Genomic DNA, 26820 nt, shown 5'->3' with positions numbered 1-26820 from the left:
TGCCGGTTCTCGTATAGATTGGGGCCCCTCATCCCCTTTCGTCGTTGGCTACCGTGTCGCACCCGACTATCCTTCTCATCGGCGCGTCCGGCCTGCTCGGCCGTGCGGTTGCCGCTTCGCTGTCCCGCGTATCGTCGCTGACGCAGGTCGCCACCATCCGGAACCCGGACACCGCGGGCGCACGCCGCCTCGCGTTGCCGCCGGAAAATATCGCGCGACTCGACGTCCTCGATCAGCCGGCGCTCGAACACCTGTTCGACACCCGGCGACCGGCCGCCGTGATCATCTGCGCCGCCGAGCGGCGCCCGGACGTCTGCGAACGCGACCCCGCGGCTGCACGCGCGATCAACGTCGACGCGCCGGCCCGCATCGGCGCACTCGCCGCGCGCTACGGCGCGTGGACGCTCGGCATTTCCACCGACTACGTGTTCGATGGCAAGGCCGCGCCGTACCGCGAAGACGCCGCGCCGAACCCGCTGAACATCTACGGCCGCACCAAGCTGGAAGGCGAGGCCGCGTTGCTCGCCGCGTCGCCGCTTGCCTGCGTGCTGCGCCTGCCGTTGCTCTACGGTCCGATCGTCGACTGGCGCGAGTCGGCCGTCACGAGCCTCGTGCCGGCGATCGTCGCGTCCGCACGACCGGGCGCGGACCCGGTCGGCATGGACGCGTGGGCGATCCGCTATCCGACCTACACGCCCGACGTCGCGGCGGTCATCCGCGACCTGACGCTGCGCCATCTCGCGGGTTCGCCCGTCACCGGCATCCGGCATTGGTCGGGCGAGGAACCGATGACGAAGTACGACATCGCGCAGCGGATCGTGGCCGCGCTCGGCATCGACGCAGCGCTCGCGCGGATCGACACGCCGGCCGATGCGACGCCGCGTCCGTACGATTGCCATCTGGATGCGGCGCGTGTGCGCGCGCTCGGGATCGAGCATGCGACACCGTTCGCGACCGGGCTGCAAACCGTGTTGCGCAACGCGCCGCCGCTGCCGCTTCCGTAAATACGGCGCGTCAGGCTCGCCGATGCGCTGACGCATTCGAACAACCCGCGGAGCAAGAGCGGGCCCATGCGGACACGTCTTCGTACCGGCCTCGATCGCACACGCGGCCTGAGCGACGATGCTGAACGACATGGTCGGCGTCCGCGTGTCGCCGATACCGTTCGGCGAGTTTTTCGCGTGACGGGCATGAGCGCCGCGCGAGCCGCCATTTGACACCCCGCGCGCGCGGCCATTAAAGTCGCGTCGCGGGGCGGTGGGTCAAGCACACCCCCCGGAACAGGCAGCCGATGTTCCAGGACCACGGGGCTACCCCGTGGATGAGATCGACACCCCGATGCGTCGCAAGAGCGCAGGTTGCGCGTTGCGCAACGACGGCTCTCGCAGCACCTGTCACGTTGACTCATCGTCCCGCCCATTCCTTGCCATGCACGCATCCCGGTTCGATACAGCCCGCATGATTGCCGAAGCGATGCTGGCCGGCCCGCCCGAACGTGGCGGCGTGCTCGAGCGCGTCGCGACCGTGCTCGGCGCCGCACCGTCGTGGTCGCATGAGCTCGTGGATCACGCGATCGCGCACTTCGGCACGCACTGGGCCGACGTCGATACCGATCTGCTCGCCAGCGCGCTGGCCGATACGTCCGCGTTCATGATCGCGTGGTACGGCCGTGATCGGCCGGTCGTGATGCGCATCGTGCGCCGGCCGCCGGTGCAGCGGCCATTGCCGGCGCGGCTCGCCGGCGCCGACGTGCCGCAATGGCCGACGTGCGGCGACCTGGCACGCTGGCTCGGCGTGAGTGCGCCCGAGCTCGACTGGTTGTCCGAGCGCTGGCGCATCGACGCGCGCGGCAGCGACTCGCCGCTGCATCACTACACGTATGCCGGCTACGACAAGCGTCGCGGCGGCTGCCGCCTGATCGAGATCCCGAAGGGCCGGTTGCGTGAAGCGCAGCGCCGCATCCTGCACGGGCTGCTCGATCGCATCCCGCCGCACGACGCGACGCATGGCTTTCGCAAGGGACGCGGGATCGTGTCGTTCGCGGCGCCGCATGCGGATCGCGACGTCGTCGTCCGTTTCGATCTCGCGGATTTCTTCGTGTCGGTGCGCGCGGCGCGGGTTCATGCGTTGTTCATGACGCTCGGCTATCCGGCGGAAGTCGCGCGCACGCTCACCGCGCTGTGCACCAACCGCGTGCCGTCGGCGCGGCTGCTCGAGCCCGACCTGCGCGACCGGTTCGATTGGACCGGCCGCCAGCGCTACCGCAACCGCCACCTGCCGCAGGGCGCGCCGACCTCGCCGGCGCTGGCGAACCTGTGCGCGTTCCGCCTCGACATGCGGCTCGCCGCGCTCGCGCGTTCACTCGACGCGACCTACACGCGCTATGCGGACGATCTCGCGTTCTCGGGCGGCGGCGCACTGGCGCGGGAGGCCGGGCGGCTGCAGGCGCGGGTCGCCGCGATCGCGCTCGAGGAAGGTTTCGCGCTGCAGTTGCGCAAGACGCGCGTGATGCGGCGCGGCGTGCGGCAGCAACTGGCCGGTGTGGTCGTCAATCGTCATCCGAATCTCGCGCGCGACGAGTTCGATGTCCTGAAGGCCATCCTGACCAACTGCATCCGCCACGGACCGGCATCGCAGAATCGTGCCGCGCACCCGGATTTCCGCGCATACCTGGCCGGACGCGTCGCCCATGCACGCGCGCTGAACGCCGCGCGCGGCGCGAAGCTGCATGCGCTGTTCGCACGGATCGCGTGGGGCGGGTGCAGTTCCGGCGCGTAAATCGCCGCGCCGGCGCCGACGCTCGCGGGCGGGCGAAGCCCGGGGTGCGCCGGGCCGCAAAAGTCCGCAAACACGAGGGATGTGCACTGCTATCATTCGCGCCATGCCGCGCCCGTGCAAGGGTACGGCGCCCGGTGGCGAGGAGGTCGCCACCGACGGCGCGCGTCGCGTTCGAACGCGACGCGCCCCGTGTTGCGTGCCGATGCCATGCGGCTTTCGACGATCGCGTTGCCTGCGGCATACTGCGAAAGCGTTGCAGGTCCGGGCGAATTCACACATCGCAACACAGATTGGCGGAACTTCGTGATAGGTTCGGCCATCGGAGGTTTTTTGAATAAAAACATACCCAAAGAGGATGAATACATGACCCAGGCCCTGCAGGAACTCGAAGCACAACTTCGGGACCTGAACATCAAGTTGTCGGACGCCAAGCAGAAGGAGAAGCAAGCCGCACTCGCGGCATTCAAGGAGCAGGTCGAGTTGTTGGGCATCACGCAGCAGGAAGTGCTGAGCGCCCTCGGCTACATCGTCCAGCGCAAACGCAAGGCGCCTGCCAAGTATTACGATCCGACGACCGGCCGCTCATGGTCGGGCCGCGGCCCGCGACCCAAATGGCTCGAAGGCAAGGATCTCGACACGCTGCTCGTCGACCGCGAGGCCAGAACCTGGTGGCCTGGGGACGACCAGGGCTGATGCCGCACCGGCACCGCCAAGGTGCCGTTCGACCCGCGCCGGCGGCGACGCCGGCCGCGCCACACCCGCTTCATCCCTTTCTTCGGTGTCCCGCCTGATTGCGGGATCTCCGGCTTCGATATCTTTCAAATTCATTACCGCCGCTGCCCGTTTCCGTTCCCGGAAGCGGGCGCGCGCGGCGCTTTCTGCGTGCGCACGTCCGTCGGTCCGTCTTGCCCCAGAACAGGCTTTAGAATGTCGCCCGGACATTTCCGGCAGGACACCATGGCGGCAAACATGAAATCTTCGGCGCTCGGCGATCCGGCGGCGCCGCGCGCGGAGCAGGTCGGGTCGTACGCGTGGAAGGCGCTGGCCGGCTCGGCGATCGGCTACGCGATGGACGGCTTCGACCTGCTGATCCTCGGCTTCATGCTGCCCGCGATCACGGCGGCGCTGCAGCTCACGCCCGGGCAGGGCGGCGCGCTCGTCACGTGGACGCTGATCGGCGCCGTCGCGGGCGGCATTCTGTTCGGTGCCCTGAGCGACCGCTACGGCCGCGTGCGGGTGCTGACCTGGACGATCATGCTGTTCGCGGTCTTCACCGGCCTGTGCGCGTTCGCGCAAGGCTTCCACGATCTGCTCGTCTACCGGACCATCGCGGGCATCGGCCTCGGCGGCGAGTTCGGGATCGGCATGGCGCTCGCGGCCGAAGCGTGGCCGGCGAGCAAGCGGGCGCGCGTGTCGTGCTACGTCGCGCTCGGCTGGCAGACCGGCGTGCTGCTGGCCGCGCTGCTGACGCCGCTGCTGCTGCTCCAGATCGGCTGGCGCGGGATGTTCGTGGTTGGCGTGCTGCCCGCGCTGCTCGCGTGGGTGCTGCGCAACCGGCTGCACGAGCCGGAAGTCTTCGTGCAGCGCGCGACGCAGCCGCGCGCCAATGCGTTCCGGATGCTCGTCGCCGACGCCCGCACCGCGCGCACGAGTCTCGGCATCGTGATCCTGTGCTCGGTCCAGAACTTCGGCTACTACGGGATCATGATCTGGCTGCCGACCTTCCTGTCGAAACAGATGGGCTTTTCGCTGACGAAGTCGGGGCTGTGGACGGCGGCGACCGTCGTCGGGATGATGATCGGCGTCTGGACGTTCGGGCAACTCGCCGATCGGTTCGGCCGCAAGCCGACGTTTCTGCTGTACCAGCTCGGCTCGGTCGTGACGGTCGTCGCGTATGCGCGGCTGTCGGACCCGACGGCGATGCTGTGGGCCGGCGCGCTGATGGGGATGTTCGTCAACGGGATGGTCGGCGGCTACGGGACGCTGATGTCGGAGGGCTATCCGACCGCCGCGCGCGCGACCGCGCAGAACGTGCTGTGGAATATCGGCCGCGCGGTCGGCGGCTTCGGGCCGGTGGCGGTCGGCGCGCTGGCCGCGCGCTACTCGTTCCAGACGGCGATCGCGCTGCTCGCCGGCCTCTACGTGCTCGACATGGTCGCGACGCTGTTCCTGATCCCCGAGCTCAAGGGCGTCGAACTCGAATGACGATGGGCGGCGGTCGGGGGCGCACGGTCATCGTTATGCGACCCGGCTTCCGAGATTCCCGATCATCTTCGCGGGCCCGGTCATACGCGGATAGAGCAGAGCGTCGAGCGCGCGAGGGGATCGGGGCCTATGCCTCCGCTCGAGCGCTCAGTCCGGCTGGAAACGCTCGGAGGTCAGTTTCTCCAACGCGTCCTGCTTGCGAAATTGGCTCGGCGATTGACCGGTGGATCGCTTGAACACTTTAGAAAAACCGAACGCATCCTGATAACCCACGGCCTGCGCAATTTGCTCCAGTGACTGTTGGGTGTCGGAGAGCAACTGCATGGCCTTTTGCATGCGCAGGGTACGCAAATGGTTGAGCGGAGTGTCGCCCAGTGCATTGCGGAAGCGTTCGGCCAGAGCCGAGCGCGACAGGCCGGTTTGTTGGGCGAGTTCTTCCAGCGTCCAGCCATGGCTGAGGTTGCCGTGCATGAGCGTGAGTGCCTGGCGGATGGACCGGTCGGCAATCGCGTGTTGCCAGCCTGGCGCGCCCGACGGGTTCGCTCGCTCAGCGATCTCGCGCAGCGCGAAGACGAACAGTGCATCCAGCAGGCCATGCGTGGCCGAGGTTGCGCCCAGCGCCTGATCGCCGAGTTCGCGATCGAGCAAACCGAGGGTCAGTGGTAGTGCCGAAGGTTGCTGCAGTGTGTTGCCGCGGATGACGAACCATGGCGACAGGCTTCGCAGGAATGGATGCAGTGGCGCGTGCCAGAGTTGATAGGCGGCAGAGATGACCAGCGTGCTACCGGGCGCAGGCACGGGTCTGCGCTCGGCGCCTACGAAGTCCACGACGGGTATGGCACTACTGCATGCGGGCGGCTCACGATCGACCGAGAGCAGGTGAACGCTGCCGCGCGCCATGAGCGCCATATCCCCCGCCTGTAGTGCGAGTGGCTCATCGAGTTCGGGCGCGTGTACGAAGGCTTGGCCACGCGTCACGATATGCAGGCCGAAGCTACGCTCGCAGGGAAATCGCAGCGCGTCACCGGGCGCAAGCGCGTGCATGTCGAGCAGGCGGCCCTGCAGTCCGGCCACATGAAGAATGTCTGAAAGGAGGTCCATTTAGAAATTTCGAAGACGCTTGGACATGAATTTTGGACTTGCATGCATGTTAGTCCGTTTTCCCCGTGGGCACACTGCAGGCTCTCCAACCGTCTCCAAGGCGTTTTCAATGACCACCACGCTCGTAATCGGCGCCAGCGGCCAAATTGGCTCCGCGCTGTCGTCTCAACTCTCTGCCCAAGGTCAGGACGTGCGCCGTGCTACCGGCCGAGCGTCGCGGCCCGGCGAAATCCTGGTCAATCTGGCGACCGGTGCGGGATTGACGCAGGCGCTCGCGGGTGCCGATCAACTGTTCCTGATGCCGCCTCCCGGTTTCGCCAACCATGACGAATTGCTGATTCCCGCCATCGACGCAGCCAGGTCAGCGGGCGTACGCAAGGTGCTGCTTCTTTCGGCCCTCGGTGTCGACGCCGACGACAACATCCCGCTGCGTCGGGCGGAATTGCATCTGGAGCGCTCGGGTATGGCCTGGAACGCGATCCGGCCGAATTGGTTCATGCAGAACTTCCATACCTACTGGCTGCATGGCATCCAGACCGAAGGCCAGATCTTCGTGCCCGCGGGAACCGCGAAGGGAAGCTTTATCGACACGCGCGATGTCGCGGCGGTGGCTGCGCGGTTGCTGAGCAGCGACGACTTCTTGAGCACGGCGCACGACCTGACCGGTGCCGAGGCACTGGACCATGCGCAGGTGGCCGAGATTCTCTCGAAGGTGACGGGGCGCACGATCGCCTATACCGATATCGCCGAAGACGAGATGCGTGATGGACTGCTGAACGCGGGCCTGTCGGCGGACTACACGGAACTGCTTCTGGTCCTCCTGCAGGAATTCAAGGCCGGTCATGCCGCGCACATCACTGACGAGGTACGGCGTATCACCGGGAAGGCGCCCATTCGTTTCGAGCAGTATGCGCGGGAGTTCAAGTCGCACTGGGCCTGAAGCATGCGTCCTTGTGCGATTGCTCCGCGAGATGTGCCGATGGCCGGGGACCACCGGCTCATGCGGCAGGCGCGCCCGCTTCGATAGTGTCTCCATGCACGAGTCAGGGCCTTGACCTTGAAGTCGGGTTGAATCTTAGAGTGCCTGTTGACGGCAGGAACCGGCAAGCCGCGAAGGTTGCCCGCCACGACCTATCTGCAACGAGAGGCAACGCACATGGACAGGCGCTTTACACAGGTCGAATTCGGGCCGCACACGGTCGACGTGCCCGAAGGCGGGTACTACGACCGGTTCCGGATGAATCCGGATCTCGCGAGGTGGCCCGCGATCCCGCCGCGGGCAACATCGATTTTTTCCGTCGGATTCCGAAGCGTCAGGTCGCGTCGCGCGTGGGGCCGACCTGGGCGCCGAACTTCTACTATCGCTCCAGCAGCATCCAGCTGCTGTTTCTCGCGCCGCTCGAACGCCTGCGCACCATGCTGCCGGTGCCGCTCGAACCGCTGCGGGCGGTTTCCGGCTACGGCCTGGTCGCGCTGACGTTCTTTTCGTATTCGGTCTGCGACAACGACCCGTATGACGAGGTGTCCGTCGCGGTGGTGATTCGCCGACCGGGCGCACGCGGCTCGCATCCGCTCGAACTCCTTGACGCGATGCGGCGCCGCAGCTTCTTCGCGCACGTGCTGGCGCTGCCCGTCACGACGGAAATCGCGCGGGTGCGCGGCTATCAGTTGCCCAAATGGCTCGCCGATATCGACATGCGCATCGGCGCACGCGTCAGCGCGCGAATTGCCGGGCCGGACGGTCGGCCCGACCTGACGCTGAACGCGCCGACGCCCGCGCTGACCGATGTGCCTTCCCAGTCGCGCATGGGCACGAATATCATGATCAATCTCGTCGACGGCGTATGGCACCAGAGTTCGGTGCAGACCCATACGCTATCGTTCGCGCAGCGTGTGTTGCCGCGCGGCGTCGAGCTGGTGCGGCATGGCGGCCCGCTGAGCCAGCTGCTCGACGGGCTGGGCGTGTCCACCATCGTGCGGTTCGACGTGGTCAAGGATGCGCAGCTCGTGCTGAACCTGCCGACGCCATTGAAGGCGTTCGATGAGCCCGGCTGCCGTTAGCCAACCCCTTTCAAAGGAAGCGTCGATGACCCAGCCGACCCATGATCTCGATCTCGTCGTATTCGGTGCCACCAGCTTCGTCGGGCAGATCCTGACGCGCTACCTGTCCGAATACCTGTCGGGCAGCGGCGAAACGCTACGCTGGGCGATCGCCGGCCGCTCCGAGGCGAAGCTCCGGCATGTCAGGGAGGCACTCGGCGCCGCTTGGCAGACGCTGCCGATGATCGTCGCCGATGCGGCCGACGACACGCAATTGCAGGCGTTGTGCGCGCGCACGCGCGTCGTCGTGTCGACCGTTGGTCCATACGCGCTGTATGGCGAACCGCTGGTCCGGATCTGCGCGCAAACCGGCACGGATTACTGCGATCTGACCGGCGAGACGCAGTGGATCAAGCGGATGATCGAACGGTATGAGCCGGCAGCCCGGCAATCGGGCGCACGCATCGTGCATTGCTGCGGTTTCGATTCGGTGCCGTCGGACATCGGCGTGCTGTTCCTGCAGCAGCACGCACGGCGGCAGTGGGGCGTGCCGGCCACGCAGGTGAAGATGCGCGTGAAGACGCTGAAGGGCGGTGCGTCGGGCGGAACGGTCGCAAGCGTGATCAACGTCGTGCGCGAAGCCGCGGCCGATCCTGCGTTGCGCCGCGAACTGCTCGATCCGTATGCGCTGTGCCCGGCGGATCATCGCTTCACGGTGCGGCAGCACGCGGTCCGGTCGGCGGAATTCGATCGCGACGGCGGCACGTGGATCGCGCCGTTCGTGATGGCGGCCGTCAACGAGCGCGTCGTGCATCGCTCGAACGCGCTCGCGGACGACGCATACGGTAGCCGGTTCGCCTATGACGAGGCGGTCATCACGGGCACGGGCCTGAAGGGCCGCCTCGCCGCGCTGACGATGGTGGCCGGCCTCGGCGCGTTCATGGCGGGCGTGCTCATCCCGCCGGTGCGCGGCCTGATGGAGCGCTTCCTGCTGCCGAAGCCCGGCGAGGGGCCGAGCGTCGCGGCGCAGCTGGCCGGCCGCTACGACCTGCGCTTCTTCGGTCGAGCCGACGACGGGCGGACGCTGCGCGTGAAAGTCACCGGCGATCGCGATCCCGGTTACGGCTCGACCGGCAAGATGCTCGGACAGGCGGCGCTCAGCCTTGCGCTCGATTGCACCCGCGACGGTGTGAAGACCGGGCGCGGCGGCGGCTTCTGGACGCCCGCGACGATGTTCGATGCGCGCTTCATCGAACGTCTCGAGCGGCATGCCGGGTTGCGTTTCGAACTGCTGCCGGATGCGTGAGCCGAGCGTGCGTCGGACGCGCGGTGTGGGCAGTGCGATCGGTCGCGATCGATGCAGAACGCATCCGTGCTTGGGCGGATTGTCCGCGGCTGGCGCAAAACGCCGATTTCGCGCGCTTTAGTGCATGATGCGATGGCATCGACCCGTCGAGCAGCGGGGTCGTGCGATTCCTTGCGTCCGCAACCGATCCGGAGAACCGTCCGTCATGCATTCGAATCCTTTTCGCCTTCGTCGCGCCCGTCTGCTCGCCGCGCTGACGCTTGCCACCACCGCCGTCGCCGCGCACGCGGCCGACTGGATCGTGTCCGGCAACGACGGCAAGTACCAGCGCGTCGAAGGGCGCGACACCTTTCCCGCATCGCCGCCCGCCGACACGCTGACGCTGCTCGACGCGAGCGTGTTCCCGCCGAAGGTCGCGCTTCAGGTCGACGTCGAGAACGGCATCCAGGGGCCGCCGCAGGCCGTCGCGATCACGCCCGACGCGAAACTCGCGCTGGTCGGCGCGCCGACGCGTTACGACCCGAGCGCGAAGCAGCTCGTGTACGACACGTTCCTGCAGGTTGTGAATCTTGATGCGTCGCCAGCGGCGATCACGCGCATCGACCTCGGCGCGCACCCGCAGGGGATCGCGATCGACCGGTCGGGTCGCCTCGCGCTCGTAGCGAACGTCGACGGCAGCGTGTCGATCCTGCGGATCGACGGCACGCAGGTGACGCTCGACGGCAACCTGAAGATCGGCAAGAAGCGGCTCGCCGGGATCAGCTTCACGCACGACGGCAAGCATGCACTCGTGTCGCTGCGCGACGAGCAGGGCGTCGCGGTGCTGAACGTCGACGACGGCAAGGTGACCGACAGCGGCACGCGGCTGAGCACGGGCGTCGCGCCTTACACGATCGACGTGTCGAGCGACAATCACTGGGCCGTCGTCAGCAACGTCGGGCTCGCGGGGCTGCCGGGCTATACGGGCACGCTCGCGGGCGATGCCGATTCGGTCGCGCTGATCGACGTGTCGCGCACGCCGTTCCGCACGGTTCAGTACCTGAACGTGCCATCGCTGCCGGAAGGCGTCGCGATCTCGCCGAATGGCAAGTGGATCGCCGTGCAGGCGATGGACGGCACGAACCTCACGCCCGACAACCCGGGCCGCCACAAGCTCGGCAAGGTCGTGCTGTTCGAGATCCGCAACGGCCGCGCGGTGCAGACGAGTGAAGTGCCGGGCGGCGAAGCCGCGCAGGGCATCGTATTTACCGCCGACAGCCGGCACGTGATCGTGCAGTTCAACGTCGAGCGGCAGCTCGCGCTGTATGCGGTGGAAGGCGGCCAGCTGCGCGATACGGGCAAGCGCATTGCGCTGTCGGGCGGGCCGTCGTCGTTGCGGACGTTGCCGCGCTGACGTGAGGCGCGGGTGAGCCGGCCGCGGTTCGCCGTCGGCGATCCGGATGGGGCAGGCTGAGGGTGTGCGAGGGGCGGCGCCGGCGCTCGTGACGGGCCGCGCCTGCGATGAACCGGCGCTCTGCTACGGACGCAGCAAATCGAACCCGCCGAACACGACCACGCCGCTGAGCGCAATCATCGCGACCGAATGCTGGCCGAAATAGAGAATCGCGGCCGCGAGCCACGTGGTCAGGCAGAAGGCGCCGATGCGGGCCATCGTAATTTCCTCGAAATGCGTGATGAAGGGGTGTGCGCCGAAGCCGTCGCGTCGTCGTGTCGCTTCGGGCGCGGCGCTCGCGCAGCGACGGCGCCGGACGGCGTCGCGTGTCGCGCCCGATCGAGCGGGCGCCGGTGCGGGGGTAGCCCGCAAGTCTTGCCGAAAGCAGCCGGTGTACTGCAGCGGCAGGCCAGTAGGCGATTTTACCAGCGTGGACGGCCGGTCATTCTGGCCCCTTCGCGACCATCGGCAACCTGCCCACGATATGGCGCGCGGCACCGGCTGCGCGGCCGCGTCAGCGCCGCGTCGAGGGCGGGACTAAAGTTTTGTCCGACGAATACCGTAAACCGGTTGCAAGGATTCCCTGTTCAACCGACCCGAGTCGCAAACACTCATTACGGACCGACACGATGCAGATCGATCTCTCTTCCGCCGCGCAGACCCCCCTAGCCACCAGCAACGCAGCCGCCAACCCGTCCGCCCCCACGGACGCTGCGGCCACGGCCACGGCGGCTGCGTCGTCGCCTACAGGCAGCGCAACGAAGACGTCGGCGAGCGGCGCCGCGCCGTCCGGCGACGCGGGCGAGATGCTGGGCGCGTCGGGATCTTCGGCCGACGATCCCGCGGTCTCGCAGCTCAAACAGCTCATCGAGCGCTTGCAGAAACAACTCGCGCAACTGCAGCAGCAAATGGCGGCTGCCGCGCAGCGCGCGAAGGATGACCCGGCCGCAGCGGTCGAGCAGCAGACGCTGAGCGCGGAAGCGAGCACGATCTCGGGTGCGCTGTCGACGGCGATCGCGCAGCTCGCGCAGGCCATCCAGAAGTCGGGCGGCTCGACGTCCGGCGGCCTGGTATCGACGCAGGCCTGACGGCACGGCACGGCACGGCACGGCACCGCGCCGCCCAGCACAGCACAGCACAGCACGCCAACGCGCCGCGGCACGTCACCTCGCGCATTACAATCGCAAGCTCGTCTCCCTCGAAAGGACGGCAGAACGATGACTGCGGAATTCGCCGACGACGACCTCGTCCGCTTCGACGCGCAAGGCGGCACGCCGCTGCCCGCGGTCGATACCGAAGGATGGCTTGACCACGACGGCGCGCGTATCTGGTACGCGTCGTTCGGCCACGGCCCGCCGGTCGTGCTGCTGCACGGCGGCCTCGGCCACGGCGGCAACTGGGGCAACCAGGTGCCGGCGCTGCTCGCGTCCGGCTACCGCGCGATCGTGATCGACAGCCGCGGCCACGGCCGCAGCACGCGCGACGATCGCCCCTATTCGTACGAACGCATGGCCTCCGACGTGCTCGCGGTACTCGACGCGCTGCACATCGGGCGCGCGCGCTTCGTCGGCTGGAGCGACGGCGCGTGCGTGTCGCTCGTGCTGGCCGCCCGCGCGCCGCAGCGCGCGGCGGGCGTGTTCTTCTTCGCGTGCAACATGGATCCGGGCGGCACGAAGGAGATGGTGCCGAGCCCGCTGATCGACCGCTGCTTCGCGCGGCACCGCAAGGACTACGCGCGACTGTCCGCGACGCCCGACCAGTTCGACGCGTTCGTCGCGGCCGTCAGCGAAATGATGCGCACGCAACCGGATTACAGCGCGGCCGACCTCGCGGCGATCGCGGTGCCGGTCGCGATCGTGCAGGGCGAGCACGACGAGTTCATCCGCCCCGAACATGCGGCATATCTCGCGCGCACGATTCCGTGCGCGACGCTGACGATCCTGCCCGGCGTGAGCGACTTCGCGCCGCTGCAGCGGCCGGCGCGCTTCAATGCCGCGATGCTGGCCTTTCTCGACCGGTTGCCTGACTGACATCGGCATGGCCGGTGCATGCGTTGCATAAGATTTTCTTTAGGCTCGCGCAAAATATCATCGATTGTTGGACGGCGGCCGGTGGCGGATAGTCCTGCTTCGACCGGCCGGCTGCAGCAGTCTCCGCGCGGCGCGGCCGGACCTGTTGTCCACACAACCATCAGAAAATCGAAGGAACAGCAACCATGCGATTCAACGCGATACGCATCGCCGCGACCCTGTTCGTCGCCGCGTGCGCCGCCGTCACGGCCGGCCCCGCGGCCGCCGCCACGCCCGACGAGATTCACGACACCGTGACCCGCAACGTCGCGCCGCTGATGAAGCAGTTCGCCATTCCCGGCATGGCGATCGGCGTCGTCGCCGACGGCAAGCCCTACGTGTTCGACTATGGCGTGATGTCGACGCAAACCGGCAAGCCGGTGACCGGCGACACGCTGTTCGAGATCGGCTCCGTCAGCAAGACGCTGACCGCGACGCTCGCGTCCGACGCGCAGGAGGGCGGCGAGCTGTCGCTATCGGATCCTGCGGCCAAGTATCTGCCCGCGCTGCAGGGCAAGCCGTTCGGCGGCGTGACGCTGCTCGAGCTCGGTACGCACACGCCGGGCGGGATGCCGCTGCAGGTGCCCGACAGCATCCGCGACGACGCGGACCTGATGCGCTATCTCGATGCGTGGCGGCCCGCGTACGCGCCGGGCACGCGCCGCACGTACTCGAACGTCGCGATCGGGATGCTCGGGCAACTCACCGCGAAGGCGATGAACCGCGACTTCGCGGCGTTGATGGAACGGCGGCTGTTCCCCGCGCTCGGGATGACGCATACCTACATCAACGTGCCCGCCGCGCGCCAGGGCGACTATGCGCAGGGCTATACGCAGGACGGCAAGCCGATCCGGATGACGGGCGGCATGCTGTGGCAGCCGGCGTACGGCGTCCGGACCACGGCGGCCGACCTGCTGCGCTTCGTGCAGGCGAACATGGGGCTGGTCGACACGGCGCCCCGTCTGCAGCGCGCGCTCGAGCGCACGCACACCGGCTATTTCCGCGCGGGGCCGTTCACGCAGGACCTGATCTGGGAACAGTATCCGTATCCGGTTGCGCTGCCGACGCTGCTCGAAGGCAACGGGCCGCCGATGCTCCACGACGCGACGCTCGCGACCGCACTCAAGCCGCCGCTCGCGCCGCGCCCGGACACGTGGATCAACAAGACCGGCTCGACCAACGGCTTCAGCACCTATGTCGCGTTCGTCCCCGCGAAGCGGATCGCGATCGTGATGCTCGCGAACCGCAATTTTCCGATCGAGGATCGCGTGAAGGCCGCGTACCGGATCGTCGAGTCGCTGAACGGCAAGCCGTAACCTGCGTCGTGCCCGCGCCCGCGCTCAGGCGAGCGCGGCGTCCGCCGCCGTGGACGCGGGCACGGCGTGCGCGCCGGCCGACGACGCGCCGCCGGCCAGGCGCCGATAGCGCGCGAGCGCCCACAGCGGGAAGTACGCGGTATAGCCGTGATACTTCAGGTAGAAGATGCGCGGAAAGCCCGGCGCGTTGTGCGACCGGTGCCACCAGAAGCCGTCGTCCTGCTGCACGGATTGCAGATACGCGATGCCGCGCTTGACCGATTCCGATTCGCCGTCGCCGTCGCCGAACGCCATCTGCGCGAGCAGCGCCCACGCGGTGCAGTTCGACGTGCTTTCGCCGGCATTGGTGCCGGCGAGCGCCGGGTCGATGTAGCTGTCGTTCGTCTCGCCCCAGCCGCCGTCCGCGTGCTGACGTGCGCGCAGCCATGCGAGCGCGCGGGCGATGTACGGCTGCGACGGGTCCTCGCCCGCGAGCGCGAGCCCGGCCAGCACGCTCCACGTGCCGTACACGTAGTTCGTGCCCCAGCGGCCCCACCAGCTGCCGTCGGGCTGCTGCGTGCGCTTCACATAGTCGATCGCGCGCGCGAGCGACGCGCGGTCGTCCGCGCGCTTCGTGACGCCGAAGCACAGCAGCACGCGGCCCGACACGTCCTCGGTCGGCGGATCGAGCAGCGCGCCGTGATCGGCGAACGGAATCGCGTTCAGGTACAGGCGGTCGCAGTCGGCGTCGAAGGCCGCGAAGCCGCCGTTGCGCGATTGCAGCCCGCGCATCCAGTCGAGCGCGCGCGCGACGCGCGCCGCATACGGATGCGAGCCGTCCGCGTTGCGATGCGTGCGGCCGCGGCGGTCGAGCATCGCGGTGACGACCGCGCTGTCGTCGATGTCGGGGTAGTACGGGTTCGCGTACTGGAACGCCCAGCCGCCCGGTTGCGTATCGGCGGGCGCGTTCTCGATCCAGTCGCCGCGCAGGTCGTTCACCTGGCGCTCGGCCAGCCAGTCGTACGCGCGCGCGATGCGTGCGTCGAGTTCGTCCAGTGCGCTCGCGGGCACGCCGGCTTCCGGCACGGCCGCGCCGCGCGCCTGCTCGAGCGCCATCGTGCTCCACGCGGTGTCCCACACCGGCGACAGGCACGGCTGGCAGTACATGCTGCCGTCGGGCCGCGTGACCAGCAGCTTCTCCAGCGCGTTCTCGCAGTCGCGGCGCAGCGGATGATCGTCCGGGTAGCCGAGCACGTCCATCATCTGGTAGCTGTACACGATCGGCGGAAAGATCCCGCCGAGGCCGTCTTCGCCGTTCATGCGCTCCGCGCACCACGCTTGCGCATGTCGGATCGCGCGCTGCCGCAGGCGTTTCGGCAGCAGCGGCTCGACATGGCGCACCACGCGGTCGAGCGCGAGGAACGCGCGGCGCATTCCGCGCGCGGGCGGGAAGTACTGGCGCTCCTGGTCGGGCGGCGTGACGAACAGCTCGGGAATCGCGATGTTGCGCGGGTTGCGCGCACGTGCTTTCAGCGAGCACAGCACGAGCAGCGGCACCATCGTCGTGCGGGCCCAATACGCGACCTTGTACATCGAGATCGGCACCCACTTCGGGAACAGCACGAATTCGATCGGCATGAACGGCGCCGCGCGCCACGGCACCTGGCCGAACGTCGCGAGCAGGATCCGCGTGAACACGTTCGAGCGTGCCGCGCCGCCGAGCTTGAGGATCGCGTCGCGCGCGCGGACCATGTGCGGCGCATGCTCGCTGTCGCCGGCGGCCTTCAGCGCGAAGTACGCCTTCACGCTGCACGACACGTCCGGGTCGCCGTCGACGTACAGGTCCCACCCGCCGTGCGTGTCGAGCCGCTGGATGGCGCGCAGGTAGCGCGCCATCTTCTCCTGGCGCGCGTCGTCGATCTTGTCCATGAAATGCATCATCAGGATGTATTCCGCGGTGATCGTCGCGTCGGATTCGAGTTCGAAACACCAGCTGCCGTCGGGCTGCTGAAGGCGCATCAGCGCGTCGCGTCCACGGGCGATCGCGGTGTCGAGCGCGGACCAGGGGGAGGGGGCGGGTTTGTTCATGCGGCGGATCATACCATCCGGCCGGAATGTTTATATCGAGACCGCGGGTGCTACCATCGCCCCCATGAAAAAACGCCTCGAACCTGCTTCGCGCGCTACCGCCGCGCCTGTCGACACGGCTGGACCGGCCGACGCACGGGACGCGCCCGAGCCCACGCCCGTCGCCGGCGTGCGGCGGAAAAAAGCGCCGGAGCAGGTGCGCGCGCAGCTGCTGGAAGCCGCGTCGGAAATCGCGACTGGTCACGGCGTGGCCGCGCTGACGCTCGACGCGGTCGCCGAGCGCGCGGGCGTGACCAAAGGCGCGCTGCAGTATCACTTCGCGAACAAGCAGGGCCTGCTCGATGCGCTGTTCGGGCAGGCGACCGAACGTTTCGCGACGCAGATGGCCGCGCGCCGGGCGGCGGATTCGCACGGCGACGGCGCGGCGGCGCGTGCGTATCTGCATGCGGTGCTCGACACCGCGCAACCGGCCGCGAGCACCGACGTGCTGCGCGTGCTGGTCGCGTCGATGATCACCGAGCAGGAGACGCGCGCGCGCTGGTCGGTGCCGATGCGCGAGTGGACGCGACCGGACCCGGTGCCGCTCGAGCAGGCGGCGACGCTGATGATCTGCCGGCTGGCCGCCGACGGGCTGTGGATCTCGGAGCTGCTCGACAGCGTGGAGATTTCGGCCGAGCTGCGCGCGGAGATCGTCCGGCAGCTGGACCGGATGAGCGCGGGTGAGTCGCCGGCGGGCACGGGGAAGCGCGCGAGCGCGCGCGGCCGACGCGGCTGAGCGCGTTCAGCCGCTCAACTTCCCGACGAACTCGGCGATCCCGCCTGACGGTCGTCGTCGCCATGGACGTGGCACCGGCTGCGCAGCGCGACATAGATCCGACGATTTGACGTCCTCACCCGCCTAAAAGCAGGTGATTCCCACACCTGGCGATGCACGTCCGCATCGGAGAATGTTCAGCGCAGCGTTGATATCACGATCATGCACGACACCACAGCCATCGCAGGCCCACTCTCTTATTCGCAGTCCCGCGATACCTTTCGGCCGCGTCGTGCTGTCTTTCGATCCGCACGCCGAACAGGACTGGGTAGAACCGCTTTCGTCGACTTCCTCGAACGTGGCTCCGTGCGCGATCGCCTTGTAACGGAGCGTGTTTCGGAAGGACGACCAGGATGCGTCGTAGACGCTCTTCGCCATCCTGGTTCTGGCGAGTTTCGCGGCCGACACGTTGCCGACCGCGATGTAATCGAACCGTCGCACCAGATCGAGGGCGAGCTTGTGCTGGAAATCGGCGCGGGCATTCGCCACCTTGGTGTGCAGCTTCGCGATATGCCGCTTGTGCTTTCGCGCCCGTTGCGCTTTCGCGAGCTTTTCCGCCGCGCGTCGGCCGAACTGGTCGTTGGGCAGCTTTTCGCCGGTCGAGAGTGTGGCGAAGTCTTTCAGGCCGAGATCGATGCCAACACCGGAACGGACCGGGCGGGCCTGCACATCGGGCATCTCGATCACGATGTTCAGAAACCAGTTGCCACGTGCATCCTGCGCAAAGGTGGTGCCATCCTTGATCTTGCCTTCGGGAAGCGCCCGGCTGTGGAATACCCGAAACGTGTTGCCGGCGAAACGGAACGCGTCACCCTCGCGCTTCAGGTCACGGCCCTTCAGCGGCACCCAGCCCAGCGATTTCCTGCCGCGATAGCGCAGGTAGGGCCGACGGTGCTGGCTGCGCGACTTCGCATATTGCTCGCACGTCGCGTTGATCGTGCCGGAGTGGATGCCGAGTTCCTTACTGCTGCCGGTGGTCAACACGTTCAGATCGAATCCCGTCGGCCACTTCTTGCTCCACTTGAGCGCGTGCTTCTGCGTGTCATTGCAGAAGTTCCAGACGTAGTTCACCGCACGGCTCTGCTTGTTGAGCAGTCCGTTGAGCGACTTCACGCGGTAGCGGTAGACAAGAATCATGCAGGTGATCCTAACCCGTGGAAGAAGCTGCCTGTCAACAGCACTCCTTTCCTTCCCGCCATCCGCCCCGAAGGAAGTCCCCTTGGGGGAAATGGCGGGGTTTCTCGGAGCAAATTCTGATGAAGAGAACCCTCGCGCGTGCCGGCGATTTCCTGACACACGACGCGCGTACCGTGACGGGAAACGACGACGTGTCGAGCCAATAGCCCATGCGGCGGCACGCCGACGACGCCAGGCCGGCTGCGGTGTTACGAGGGAGTGTCAATCACATGCTGACAAGAGACTACGTGGAGCGCGAGCTGTCTCATATCGAGAGAATGGTCGCGCTGCTCGAAAGCGATGCGGATACCGGCGCTGCGGCGATGCCGTACGCGATGCGCGTGAGTCGTCCAGGTTACTGGCGCGCACGGATCGAGGTGCTGCTCGCGATTCCGGGCATGCCGCGCCACGTGACGAAACTCGGCAACGTGCTGCTCGCGAAAATCGACGGGATCGAGGCGCGGCGGGGGACGGTGAAGCCCTGACTGTGCGGGCGCGCGCCGCGCATGTCGTGATAGGACTCGGCTGGCGCTGCGGCGATGTGTTCAGCCTGATTGCGGTGCCGGCGCTCGCCGCGGCCGGTGCGTTGTATGCGATCGGCCATTGGCTGCACGGAGATCACGGAACAGGAGCGCGCGAGCGGGGCGGCCGTGCAGCGACACTGATTCGGCAAGCGCCTGTCGAGTGTGCGCGGATAAAGGAAAAGCCACGGATCGCTCCGTGGCTTTTGCCTTTCTCATGCACGCGGCCGTGTCACGGCCGCGTATCGCACGGCTTACGCGATGGTCTTCGACCAGTTCGCGTACCAGTTGCGGAACAGCGTGTACTGCGCTTCCGCGTAGTTGCGTTGCGCGTCGCTCAGTGCATCGGTTTCGTTGAAGTGCAGCGTGTATTCCTTGTCGCCGTTCAGCACCATCAGATGCTTGTAGAACAGCACGAGGTCGCAGCCTTCGTCGAACGAAGACAGCACGGCCAGCGCCGCTTCCAGTTCCTTCGCACGCACGCGCGCCACGGCATCGCCTTGCGCGGCCTTCTTGCACAGGTCGACCAGTTGCAGCACTTCGCGCGGCAGCGCGTTGCCGATGCCGGTGATCGCGCCCGCCGCGCCGCAGTTCACGAAGCCGTGGAACACCTGCGTGTCGACGCCGGCCATCAGCGTCACGCTGTCGTCCTGCGACGTGATGTTTTCGGCTGCGTAGCGCATGTCGGCGGCGCCGCCGAATTCCTTGAAGCCGATCAGGTTCGGGTGCTGGCGACGCAGTTCGAAGAACAGGTCGGCGCGGGTCGCGAAGCCGTAGTACGGGCTGTTGTAGATCACGGCCGGCAGCTTCGGCGCTGCGTTCAGGATCGCGGCGAAGTGGGCCTTCTGTGCGGCCGGCGACGCGCCGCGCGACAGCACGCGCGGAATCACCATCAGGCCGTGCGCGCCGACCTTCGCGGCATGCGCGGCGTGCGACACGGCTTCCTTCGAGTTCACCGCGCCGGTGCCGACGATCGTCGGCACGCCGGCTTCGACCAGACGCGCGACGCCTTCCTGGCGCTGCGCTTCGGTCAGCAGCGGCCAGTCGCCCATCGAGCCGCAGTAGACCACCGCGCGCATGCCGAGTGCCACCAGCTCCTTGCCCTTCTTTACCAGCGCGTCGAAATCCGGCTGACGATCAGCGGTGCACGGAGTCATCAGGGCCGGAATGGTGCCGGTAAAAATGTTGTCGCTCATCTCGTTTCCTCACATTCAGATAGGGTCAACTGCCATTGCTGGCAACCTGGGCTGTACGCGCGCTCGCCGTCTCGTGGGTGCTTCACGTCACCCGGACGGCGGCTGGCCGCCTCTTGTTTGCCTCGGTGCCGAAACGTTGCCTCCGGTTTCGACCGAGAGTCAGCCATCGACGAGTGCATTCTAGCCAGTTCGCATATTTTATACAATATAAAATAAAAAGGGCGTGACGCGGGGCGTCGTTTCGGGGCGCGGGGGAGGGTGGAGAACCGCGTCGTGGCGGCCTTCGGCGAGGATGGTGGGCGCACTAGACAAAGCTGGGCGACGCCGCGTTCCGGCTCCGCCTGCTGGCTTTGGTAGCCCGACTGGCGTCCCGCAGGCTTGTCCCCGTCGCGCTCTCCTCCGACCAAAAACATTCCTCTCGCTGGCTTCCGTCCCGGTCGGCGGACGCCGCTAGGCGTGTCTTATTTGTGCCGAAAGCATTTTTGAGATTGCGTGGATTGCGTATTGGATATTGTATAAAATCTTTCGGCGCGCTTACTCGCGAACCGCCCCGTCACGGGAAATGGAAGACAACGAGAGGAGATACGGAGATGACAAGTCAGGTCGGCGAGGCAGTCTCGCCTGGTAGTGCAGCAGCCGTGCAGGACACGGCGTCGAAACGGGAATTGAAGCGGGTCGTCGCGGCGTCGATGGTGGGGTCGGTGGCGGAGTGGTACGAGTTCTTCCTGTATGGAACGGCGTCGGCGCTGGTGTTCGGCACGCACTTCTTCAAGAAGACGGGCAACCCGATCGACGGCCTGCTCGCCGCGTTCGCGCTGTATGCGGTGGGGTTCGCCGCGCGCCCGATCGGCGGGCTGGTGTTCGGCTACTACGGCGACAAGTTCGGCCGCAAGTACCTGCTGCAGGTCAGCCTGATCGTGGTCGGCATCACGACCTTCCTGATGGGCTGCCTGCCGACCTTCGATGCGATCGGCTACTGGGCGCCGGTGCTGCTGGTGTCGCTGCGGCTGATTCAGGGCTTCGCGTTCGGCGGCGAGTGGGGCGGCGCGATCCTGCTGGTCAGTGAACACGCCCCCGACAACCGCCGCGGCTACTGGGCAAGCTGGCCGCAAGCCGGCGTGCCGGCCGGCAACCTCGTCGCGACCATCATCCTGCTGGTGCTGTCGAGTTCGCTGTCCGAGGCCGACTTTCTGTCGTGGGGCTGGCGGGCGGCGTTCTGGTTCTCGGCGGTGGTCGTGCTGATCGGCTTCTGGATTCGCCGCAAGGTCGACGATGCGCCGATCTTCAAGGAAGCGCAGGCGCGCCGCGCGCAGAAGCAGGAAAAGCAGCTTGGCGTGGTGCACGTGCTGAAGTACCACTGGCGGCAGGTGCTGATCGGCATCGGCGCGCGGTTCGCCGAGAACATCCTGTACTACATGGTCGTCACGTTCTCGCTGACCTACCTGAAGCTGGTGGTCGGGGCCGACACCACGCGGATCCTGAAGCTGATGTTCGCGGCCAACGCGATCCACTTCTTCTTCATTCCGCTGATGGGGCTGCTATCGGACTTCGTCGGCCGCAAGCCCGTGTACCTGACGGGCGCGGTGCTGACCGCCGGCTGGGGCTTCGTCGCGTTCCCGATGATGGACACCGGCAACGACTGGATCATCATGGCCGCGATCGTGCTCGGGCTGTTCATCGAATCGATGACGTACTCGCCGTACTCGGCGCTGATGACCGAGATGTTCCCGACCAACGTGCGCTATACCGCGCTGTCGCTGTGCTACCAGGTCGCGCCGCTGATGGCCGGCTCGCTCGCGCCACTGATCGGGCTGTCGCTGCTCGAGCGCTATCACTCGTCGACGCCGATCGCGCTGTATCTGGTTGCCGCGGCCGTGATTTCGATCGTGTGCGTGGGCGTCGCGAAGGAAACGCGCGGCAAGTCGCTGCGCGATGTGGATGCGGAGGCGAGCCGGCGTACGGATGCTTGAAGCGCGGGTGATCGCGTGATCGCTGATGGGAAGCCACCCGGGAGGGTGGCTTTTTTGTGGTGTATCGCAGGGTCTGGGGGAGTGCGGGCGAGAACGACGGCGCTTGGCCAGGAAGAGGCATTCGACAGTCGCGTCCGGATGATCGACAATCCGCATCAAGTCATGAACACTGCGCTCGGGTAGTCACGGCCGGAGCCGCACCCTTTCCGGATAAGCAACCCGGTTGCAATTTTCTTCGCGGTCGCTGGCTTTGCCAGGGCCTTCAAATGGCGTTTCCGGTGCTATCCGCTGCAAACGGGCGCATCGTAATCGACAGACCGTCATGCCAGCTTTACCCCACCAAACCGGCGCTCGTTGACCCCTGCGAAGGAGGCTCGTTCAAATGAACAACGTTGCTCTCGCATGCGTGGTAGTTCTAGGGCTACTCCTGTTCGGCCTCGGATTGTCCATCTCGGTGATGCGTTTCCGCGAAGGCGCCGCCTCAGGCTGCAAGCCGGACCCCGCAAACCTGCTACACAAGCTCGTCCGGGCTCATGCCAACACGGCCGAATACGCGCCGTTCCTCGCGTTGCTGTTTCTCTATCTTGGCGCACGATCGCCTTCGACGGCGACGGTGTCGCTGATGGTCGCGGCAACCGCGTGCCGCTGCTTGCTCGTCGTCGGGCTGATCGCATGGCCGACGATGGCAAAGTTCAACCCGTTCCGGTTCGTCGGCGCACTGGGCACCTACCTGACCGGTATGGCGCTATGTGTGTCGCTGCTGCTTTGAGATGCGACTGACGACGAGATCGCGTGTGCTTAGCGCGTGCCGACGCGCTCGTGGTTGCCCATCAGTTCAACAACGAAGTCAAGAAAAGCCCGCGTCTTTGCCGGCAGGTGATGCCGGGATGGGTAGTACGCGTATAAGGGAAATCGCTCGTCTGTCCATTCGGGAAACAGATTGATCAATTGGCCGTTCGCGATCAGGGGCTCGGCACCGAGCAGCAACATCTGCGCAATTCCGGAACCGGCGAGGCATGCGTTGAGCAGGGCACCCGGATCGTTGACCGTGAGGCGTCCTCGAGTATCAACCACAATGCGTTTTCGCCGGCGATGGAATTCCCACGCGAACGGCTTGCCTGTCTCGGGGTTGCGAAATTCAATGCATCGGTGGCTTCGGCTTTCCAGGTCCTCGGGTTTTGCGGGCCGTCCCCAGCGAGCGACGTACGAGGGCGACGCGACCGTAACAATGCCGGTATCGAGCAACTTTCTCGCGATCAGCGTAGAGGCTCGGGGCTCGCCGAATCGCACGGCGATGTCGAAGCCATCCATCACGAGGTCGCCAAGACTGTCTCGCGCGATGAGCTCGATTTCGAGTTCGGGGTGCGCGTCCATGAACGCATCGAGTTGTTGCCCGAGAATGGTCCGGTACACGACAGGATCCAGATTGACTCTCAGCTTTCCACGCACCGCGGAGGCGCTACCTGCTGCTGCTGCGGCTGCTTCCTCCAGCCCGGCGAGATGGGGCATGACCTGCTCGTAAAAGCGGCGGCCCTCTTCAGTCAGCGAGACGGAGCGCGTCGTTCGGTTGAAGAGCCGGATGTTCAACTTTTTTTCCAGCCGCGCAATCGCGCGACTGACGCCCGGCGGCGTCATTCCTATGACTTCCGAAGCGGCCGCGAACGTCCCCATGTCCACCACGGCGGCGAACACGCTAATGCTGCCGGACAGCTTCTCGCTACTGGATCTCATGATTGCTCGAGTGAATGCGGGCGGTGGATCGCGACCGACCAACCGAAGACCAACACGCCAATGCTGCGCAATGCAGCAGCGCAGGACAACGCTGTCGATCTTGCCGCATTGATGACTCGTTGTCACTGATCTGATGCCATCCATGTCATTTTGTTTTGGTCGGCATTTGTCCAGAATGCGTGTCACCGAGCCACCCGATGTATCCACATATGGAGAACGAGCAATGTATGCAATAACAGGAATCACCGGCAAGGTCGGCGGCGCACTGGCCCGCGAGCTACTGGCCAGTGGTCAGCCGGTGCGCGCGGTCGTGCGCGACGCGACGCGGGCAGCGTCGTGGGCAGAGCGAGGTTGCGCGATCGCGACGGCCTTCATGGAAGACGCTTCGTCGCTGGCCGCCGCGTTCGAAGGCGCGACCGGCGTTTTCATCCTGCCGCCTTCGGAGTTCGATCCGGCGCCCGGGTTTCCCGAAGCGCAGAAGGTGTTCGAGGCTGTATCCGCAGCGCTCCTGAAGGCGCGGCCCGAAAAAGTCGTTTGCCTGTCGACGATCGGCGCACAGGCAGACGAGATCAATCTGCTCACTCAACGCACGCTGATGGAGCAGGCGCTGCGCGAGATGCCGATGCCGGTGACATTCCTGCGGCCTGGCTGGTTCATGGAAAACGCCGCATGGGATGTCGCGTCCGCGCGCGACGATGGCGTCATTGCCAGTTACCTGCAGCCGCTCGACAAACCCGTGCCGATGGTCGCTACCGCGGACGTAGGCCGCGTTGCGGCCGAACTGCTCCAGCAGACGTGGCGCGGTGTGCGTGTGGTCGAGCTCGAGGGCTCGCGCCGGGTGAGTCCCAATGATCTCGCATTGGCCTTCGCCCGCGTGCTCGGCGCTCAGGTACGTGCGGAAGTTGTCGACAGGCAGACGTGGGAAGCGCTGTTCCGCGGCCAGGGCATGAAGCATCCTCTGCCCCGGATGCGCATGCTGGACGGCTTCAACGAAGGCTGGATCGATTTCGAAAGTAATCCTGACGAAATCGTGCGTGGCCGCGTCGAACTGGAGACAGTGCTGCGCGAGCTAGTGTCGCGTGCGGTCTGAGCGGAGCCTCGATCCGTCGGATTGATCGATCGCCATGTCCTGCACGGAGCAATCGACAACTTGGAACTATACTGGGGCAACCTGGAGGGTTCCATGACTGATCACGACAGACTGCATCCGCTACGTCCGTTCCTGAAAAATTGGGTTTGGGAGCATGGCCGAATCGGGACGCGCTATCTGGACTGCGTTGACTGCGAAATCAAGTTTGATGAAGGCAAGAAATCGCATTTCGCAGCGGAGAAATATATCTATGTGCCGCTTGGCAACGGCACTGAAGACGATGCGTCTGTGGATGGCCCTGCAATTCAGGAGGCCGGACTTGCCCGGTTTTTGCGGGCTGCGCAGTTGGGTAAGCCGGAAGAAGCCGGTTCTGTAGCGGAGGTGCAGCGCGCAGTGCAGGACTGCGTGGAGATCGGCCTGTTCAGTGCGTATCAAGGGGAGGCTCGCAAGGCGTTTGCGCGATACGCGCAGGAACCCATGTTCGACGACGAGATCCGCGCGGCGGTTGTCGACGACATCCGGCGTGTTTATGTCGGCATGCGCGAGCAACTTGCGCTGTACGATTTTACTGTGCTCTACGGTTTGCCGATGCCGCTGCTGATCGGCGATACGCCCTTCATTGACTGGCGCGTATCCGCGAGTCCGGCACTTCCGTTCGTGTCGCTGCCGCTGGGACCTTACTGCCTGCTGGTCGGCGCGCCATCGGGCAGGAAAAGCCGAATCGGCCCGGTCGTCTGGAAGGCCGCTGCCACGATGGGCCCGTTGAAAGACCACAACCGCCGTATCGAGGAGCAGGCGCGTCTGTGGCTGGTGGCGACTACGGATGATCAACTCGTTGCTGTGCAAGGTCGCCTGGTTGCGGCTATGGGGGCCAGGGAAGGAGAGGGGACGCCCTAAGTGATGTCGACGGGAGGCCGAGTGTCGGCGGGGGATGGATGATGAGCGGTAGTCCGTTGGGCGGTAGTCCATTGACGCGTCAGGCGGGACGCGTTATGGCGCCTATGTGATCCCCTTGACCGAGCGCGAAATGGAACTCAGACAATTACGCTATTTTCTCAGCGTCGTCGAACACGGAAGCATGGGCAAGGCAGCGCTGGAGCTCGGCGTGGTGACCTCGGCATTGAGTCAGCAGATCAGCCGTCTGGAAGGCGAACTATCCACGCGTCTGCTCCAACGCACCTCGGCCGGCGTCGTTCCGACCGACGCGGGTTTGGCGTTCTGGCGTCAGGCGCAGCTCGCGCTGCGTCATATCGACGATGCAGCGCTCGCGGCCCGCTCCGCACGTCTGTCAGGCCACGTCAGCGTCGGCATGGCGCCCAGCACGGCGAGCGTGCTGGGTGTCGCATTCATGCAGGCCATGCGTTCACGCTATCCCGACGTGCGGCTGCACATGGTCGAAAGTCTCTCCGGCTATCTCGCATCCATGCTGAGCGCGCGTCAGATCGATCTCGCCGTGCTGTTCCGCGAGGAACCCGCGCAACGCTGGAGCGTGCTGCCGCTGCTGGACGAGCGGCTGTTTCTGATCGGCGCGAGCGATCTGGATGGCATGCCGACCAGCACATCCGTCCGCCTGAAAAATCTCGGCAAGCTTCCGCTCATTCTTCCCAGCGGCACGCACGGGCTGCGTTCGCAGCTGCTATCAGCGTTCAAGCGCGCCGAATATCAGCCGAACATCGTCGCCGAAGTCGACGGCCTGGCGCTGCTGATGGACTTCGTCCGCGCCGGCATCGGCGCGACGATACAGCCGGGCGCTGCGCTCGCAAGGCCCGCGAACGTAATACTAAAGAGCGTTCCCGTCGCGGAGAAATACGCCACGCGGCCCAACATGCTCGCCAGCATCTCCGACGACGAGCTGTCTCCCGCCGGTCTCGCCGCGCGCGTGGTGCTCGTCGATGTCGCCCGTCAACTCGTGCAGGAAGGCCGCTGGCCCGGTGCGCGACTGCGGGACCCTGGTGTTCACAAAAGATGAAGACCCGTTGATGGCCGGCTGGTAGCGAAGCGGGCACTC

At 66.3% G+C, this 26820-nt stretch carries 23 protein-coding genes and 1 pseudogene; 18 read left to right on the top strand and 6 right to left on the bottom strand.

Going from position 1 to position 26820, the window contains the following annotated elements:
• Window positions 1-53: 53 nt before the first annotated feature.
• The 4 genes from LMA02_RS34475 (at window position 54) to LMA02_RS34460 (ending at window position 4983) form a co-directional block, all read left to right on the top strand.
• The gene (locus tag LMA02_RS34475; protein WP_228910341.1) at window positions 54-1004 is read left to right on the top strand and encodes a dTDP-4-dehydrorhamnose reductase family protein; all 951 of its coding nucleotides are present in this window, start codon (window positions 54-56) and stop codon (window positions 1002-1004) included.
• A gap of 424 nt (window positions 1005-1428) precedes the next feature.
• Window positions 1429-2778 carry a reverse transcriptase family protein gene (locus LMA02_RS34470; RefSeq protein WP_228910340.1) on the top strand — a complete coding sequence of 450 codons (1350 nt, stop codon included), beginning with the start codon at window positions 1429-1431 and terminating at the stop codon, window positions 2776-2778.
• A gap of 363 nt (window positions 2779-3141) precedes the next feature.
• Window positions 3142-3471: an H-NS family nucleoid-associated regulatory protein gene (locus LMA02_RS34465; protein WP_006750598.1), complete on the top strand. Its 330-nt coding sequence runs from the start codon at window positions 3142-3144 to the stop codon at window positions 3469-3471.
• Window positions 3472-3735: 264 nt separating this feature from the next.
• Complete coding sequence (locus LMA02_RS34460; RefSeq protein WP_228910339.1) at window positions 3736-4983, top strand: MFS transporter; 1248 nt, start codon at window positions 3736-3738, stop codon at window positions 4981-4983.
• Between the two features lie 147 nt (window positions 4984-5130).
• Here the strand turns inward: LMA02_RS34460 and LMA02_RS34455 are convergent, their stop codons facing one another.
• Window positions 5131-6084, bottom strand: a complete 954-nt coding sequence (locus tag LMA02_RS34455) for an AraC family transcriptional regulator (RefSeq protein ID WP_228910338.1) — start codon at window positions 6082-6084, stop codon at window positions 5131-5133.
• A gap of 109 nt (window positions 6085-6193) precedes the next feature.
• Here LMA02_RS34455 and LMA02_RS34450 point away from each other — a divergent pair, with 109 nt between their 5' ends.
• The 4 genes and pseudogenes from LMA02_RS34450 to LMA02_RS34435 all read left to right on the top strand — a co-directional run bounded on the left by LMA02_RS34450 (window position 6194) and on the right by LMA02_RS34435 (window position 10823).
• Window positions 6194-7024 carry an SDR family oxidoreductase gene (locus LMA02_RS34450; RefSeq protein ID WP_228910337.1) on the top strand — a complete coding sequence of 277 codons (831 nt, stop codon included), beginning with the start codon at window positions 6194-6196 and terminating at the stop codon, window positions 7022-7024.
• 216 nt (window positions 7025-7240) lie between these two features.
• A pseudogene (locus tag LMA02_RS34445) lies at window positions 7241-8145 on the top strand (acetoacetate decarboxylase).
• Between the two features lie 25 nt (window positions 8146-8170).
• On the top strand, window positions 8171-9430 hold the full coding sequence (locus tag LMA02_RS34440; RefSeq protein ID WP_228910336.1) for a saccharopine dehydrogenase family protein: 1260 nt from the start codon (window positions 8171-8173) through the stop codon (window positions 9428-9430).
• A 205-nt stretch (window positions 9431-9635) separates the two neighbouring features.
• Window positions 9636-10823 carry a YncE family protein gene (locus tag LMA02_RS34435; protein WP_228910335.1) on the top strand — a complete coding sequence of 396 codons (1188 nt, stop codon included), beginning with the start codon at window positions 9636-9638 and terminating at the stop codon, window positions 10821-10823.
• A 123-nt stretch (window positions 10824-10946) separates the two neighbouring features.
• Here LMA02_RS34435 and LMA02_RS35365 read toward each other — a convergent pair whose 3' ends face one another.
• Window positions 10947-11081: a hypothetical protein gene (locus tag LMA02_RS35365; protein WP_006750603.1), complete on the bottom strand. Its 135-nt coding sequence runs from the start codon at window positions 11079-11081 to the stop codon at window positions 10947-10949.
• A gap of 410 nt (window positions 11082-11491) precedes the next feature.
• Here LMA02_RS35365 and LMA02_RS34430 point away from each other — a divergent pair, with 410 nt between their 5' ends.
• From LMA02_RS34430 to ampC, 3 genes are all read left to right on the top strand, one after another.
• Window positions 11492-11950 carry a hypothetical protein gene (locus LMA02_RS34430; protein WP_228910334.1) on the top strand — a complete coding sequence of 153 codons (459 nt, stop codon included), beginning with the start codon at window positions 11492-11494 and terminating at the stop codon, window positions 11948-11950.
• Between the two features lie 129 nt (window positions 11951-12079).
• Entirely contained in the window at window positions 12080-12892 is an 813-nt protein-coding gene (locus LMA02_RS34425) for an alpha/beta fold hydrolase (RefSeq protein WP_228910333.1), read from the top strand.
• 185 nt (window positions 12893-13077) lie between these two features.
• Window positions 13078-14247: a class C beta-lactamase gene (ampC, locus tag LMA02_RS34420; RefSeq protein WP_228910332.1), complete on the top strand. Its 1170-nt coding sequence runs from the start codon at window positions 13078-13080 to the stop codon at window positions 14245-14247.
• A 24-nt stretch (window positions 14248-14271) separates the two neighbouring features.
• Here ampC and shc read toward each other — a convergent pair whose 3' ends face one another.
• Window positions 14272-16326: a squalene--hopene cyclase gene (gene shc / locus LMA02_RS34415; protein ID WP_228910331.1), complete on the bottom strand. Its 2055-nt coding sequence runs from the start codon at window positions 16324-16326 to the stop codon at window positions 14272-14274.
• A 52-nt stretch (window positions 16327-16378) separates the two neighbouring features.
• On the opposite strand from shc, the gene LMA02_RS34410 reads away from it, so the two are divergent.
• On the top strand, window positions 16379-17089 hold the full coding sequence (locus LMA02_RS34410; RefSeq protein WP_228910330.1) for a TetR/AcrR family transcriptional regulator: 711 nt from the start codon (window positions 16379-16381) through the stop codon (window positions 17087-17089).
• Window positions 17090-17212: 123 nt separating this feature from the next.
• Here the strand turns inward: LMA02_RS34410 and LMA02_RS34405 are convergent, their stop codons facing one another.
• Window positions 17213-18265: an RNA-guided endonuclease InsQ/TnpB family protein gene (locus LMA02_RS34405; RefSeq protein ID WP_228910329.1), complete on the bottom strand. Its 1053-nt coding sequence runs from the start codon at window positions 18263-18265 to the stop codon at window positions 17213-17215.
• A gap of 269 nt (window positions 18266-18534) precedes the next feature.
• Here LMA02_RS34405 and LMA02_RS34400 point away from each other — a divergent pair, with 269 nt between their 5' ends.
• Window positions 18535-18789 (top strand): hypothetical protein, encoded by a 255-nt coding sequence (locus tag LMA02_RS34400; RefSeq protein WP_228910328.1) that lies wholly within the window; start codon window positions 18535-18537, stop codon window positions 18787-18789.
• A 290-nt stretch (window positions 18790-19079) separates the two neighbouring features.
• On the opposite strand, the gene LMA02_RS34395 is transcribed toward LMA02_RS34400, so the two are convergent.
• Window positions 19080-20021, bottom strand: coding sequence for a dihydrodipicolinate synthase family protein (locus LMA02_RS34395; protein ID WP_105830193.1), 942 nt, complete (start codon window positions 20019-20021; stop codon window positions 19080-19082).
• Window positions 20022-20611: 590 nt separating this feature from the next.
• Here LMA02_RS34395 and abaF point away from each other — a divergent pair.
• Both abaF and LMA02_RS34385 read left to right on the top strand, forming a co-directional pair.
• Window positions 20612-21991 carry a fosfomycin efflux MFS transporter AbaF gene (gene abaF, locus LMA02_RS34390; RefSeq protein ID WP_324251325.1) on the top strand — a complete coding sequence of 460 codons (1380 nt, stop codon included), beginning with the start codon at window positions 20612-20614 and terminating at the stop codon, window positions 21989-21991.
• Between the two features lie 382 nt (window positions 21992-22373).
• Window positions 22374-22760, top strand: a complete 387-nt coding sequence (locus LMA02_RS34385; protein ID WP_228910327.1) for an MAPEG family protein — start codon at window positions 22374-22376, stop codon at window positions 22758-22760.
• Between the two features lie 29 nt (window positions 22761-22789).
• On the opposite strand, the gene LMA02_RS34380 is transcribed toward LMA02_RS34385, so the two are convergent.
• On the bottom strand, window positions 22790-23722 hold the full coding sequence (locus LMA02_RS34380; RefSeq protein WP_228910326.1) for a LysR family transcriptional regulator: 933 nt from the start codon (window positions 23720-23722) through the stop codon (window positions 22790-22792).
• 223 nt (window positions 23723-23945) lie between these two features.
• Between LMA02_RS34380 and LMA02_RS34375 the strand changes: the two genes are divergently transcribed.
• The 3 genes from LMA02_RS34375 to LMA02_RS34365 all read left to right on the top strand — a co-directional run bounded on the left by LMA02_RS34375 (window position 23946) and on the right by LMA02_RS34365 (window position 26781).
• The gene (locus LMA02_RS34375; protein WP_228910325.1) at window positions 23946-24812 is read left to right on the top strand and encodes an NmrA family NAD(P)-binding protein; all 867 of its coding nucleotides are present in this window, start codon (window positions 23946-23948) and stop codon (window positions 24810-24812) included.
• A 93-nt stretch (window positions 24813-24905) separates the two neighbouring features.
• Window positions 24906-25709 carry a hypothetical protein gene (locus tag LMA02_RS34370; RefSeq protein WP_228910324.1) on the top strand — a complete coding sequence of 268 codons (804 nt, stop codon included), beginning with the start codon at window positions 24906-24908 and terminating at the stop codon, window positions 25707-25709.
• A gap of 130 nt (window positions 25710-25839) precedes the next feature.
• On the top strand, window positions 25840-26781 hold the full coding sequence (locus LMA02_RS34365) for a LysR family transcriptional regulator (RefSeq protein WP_228910323.1): 942 nt from the start codon (window positions 25840-25842) through the stop codon (window positions 26779-26781).
• Window positions 26782-26820 lie beyond the last annotated feature (39 nt).

It is taken from the genome of Burkholderia sp. B21-005 (assembly GCF_020843965.1).
Classification (GTDB): domain Bacteria; phylum Pseudomonadota; class Gammaproteobacteria; order Burkholderiales; family Burkholderiaceae; genus Burkholderia; species Burkholderia ambifaria.
This window is presented reverse-complemented; position numbering and strand designations above follow the sequence as displayed.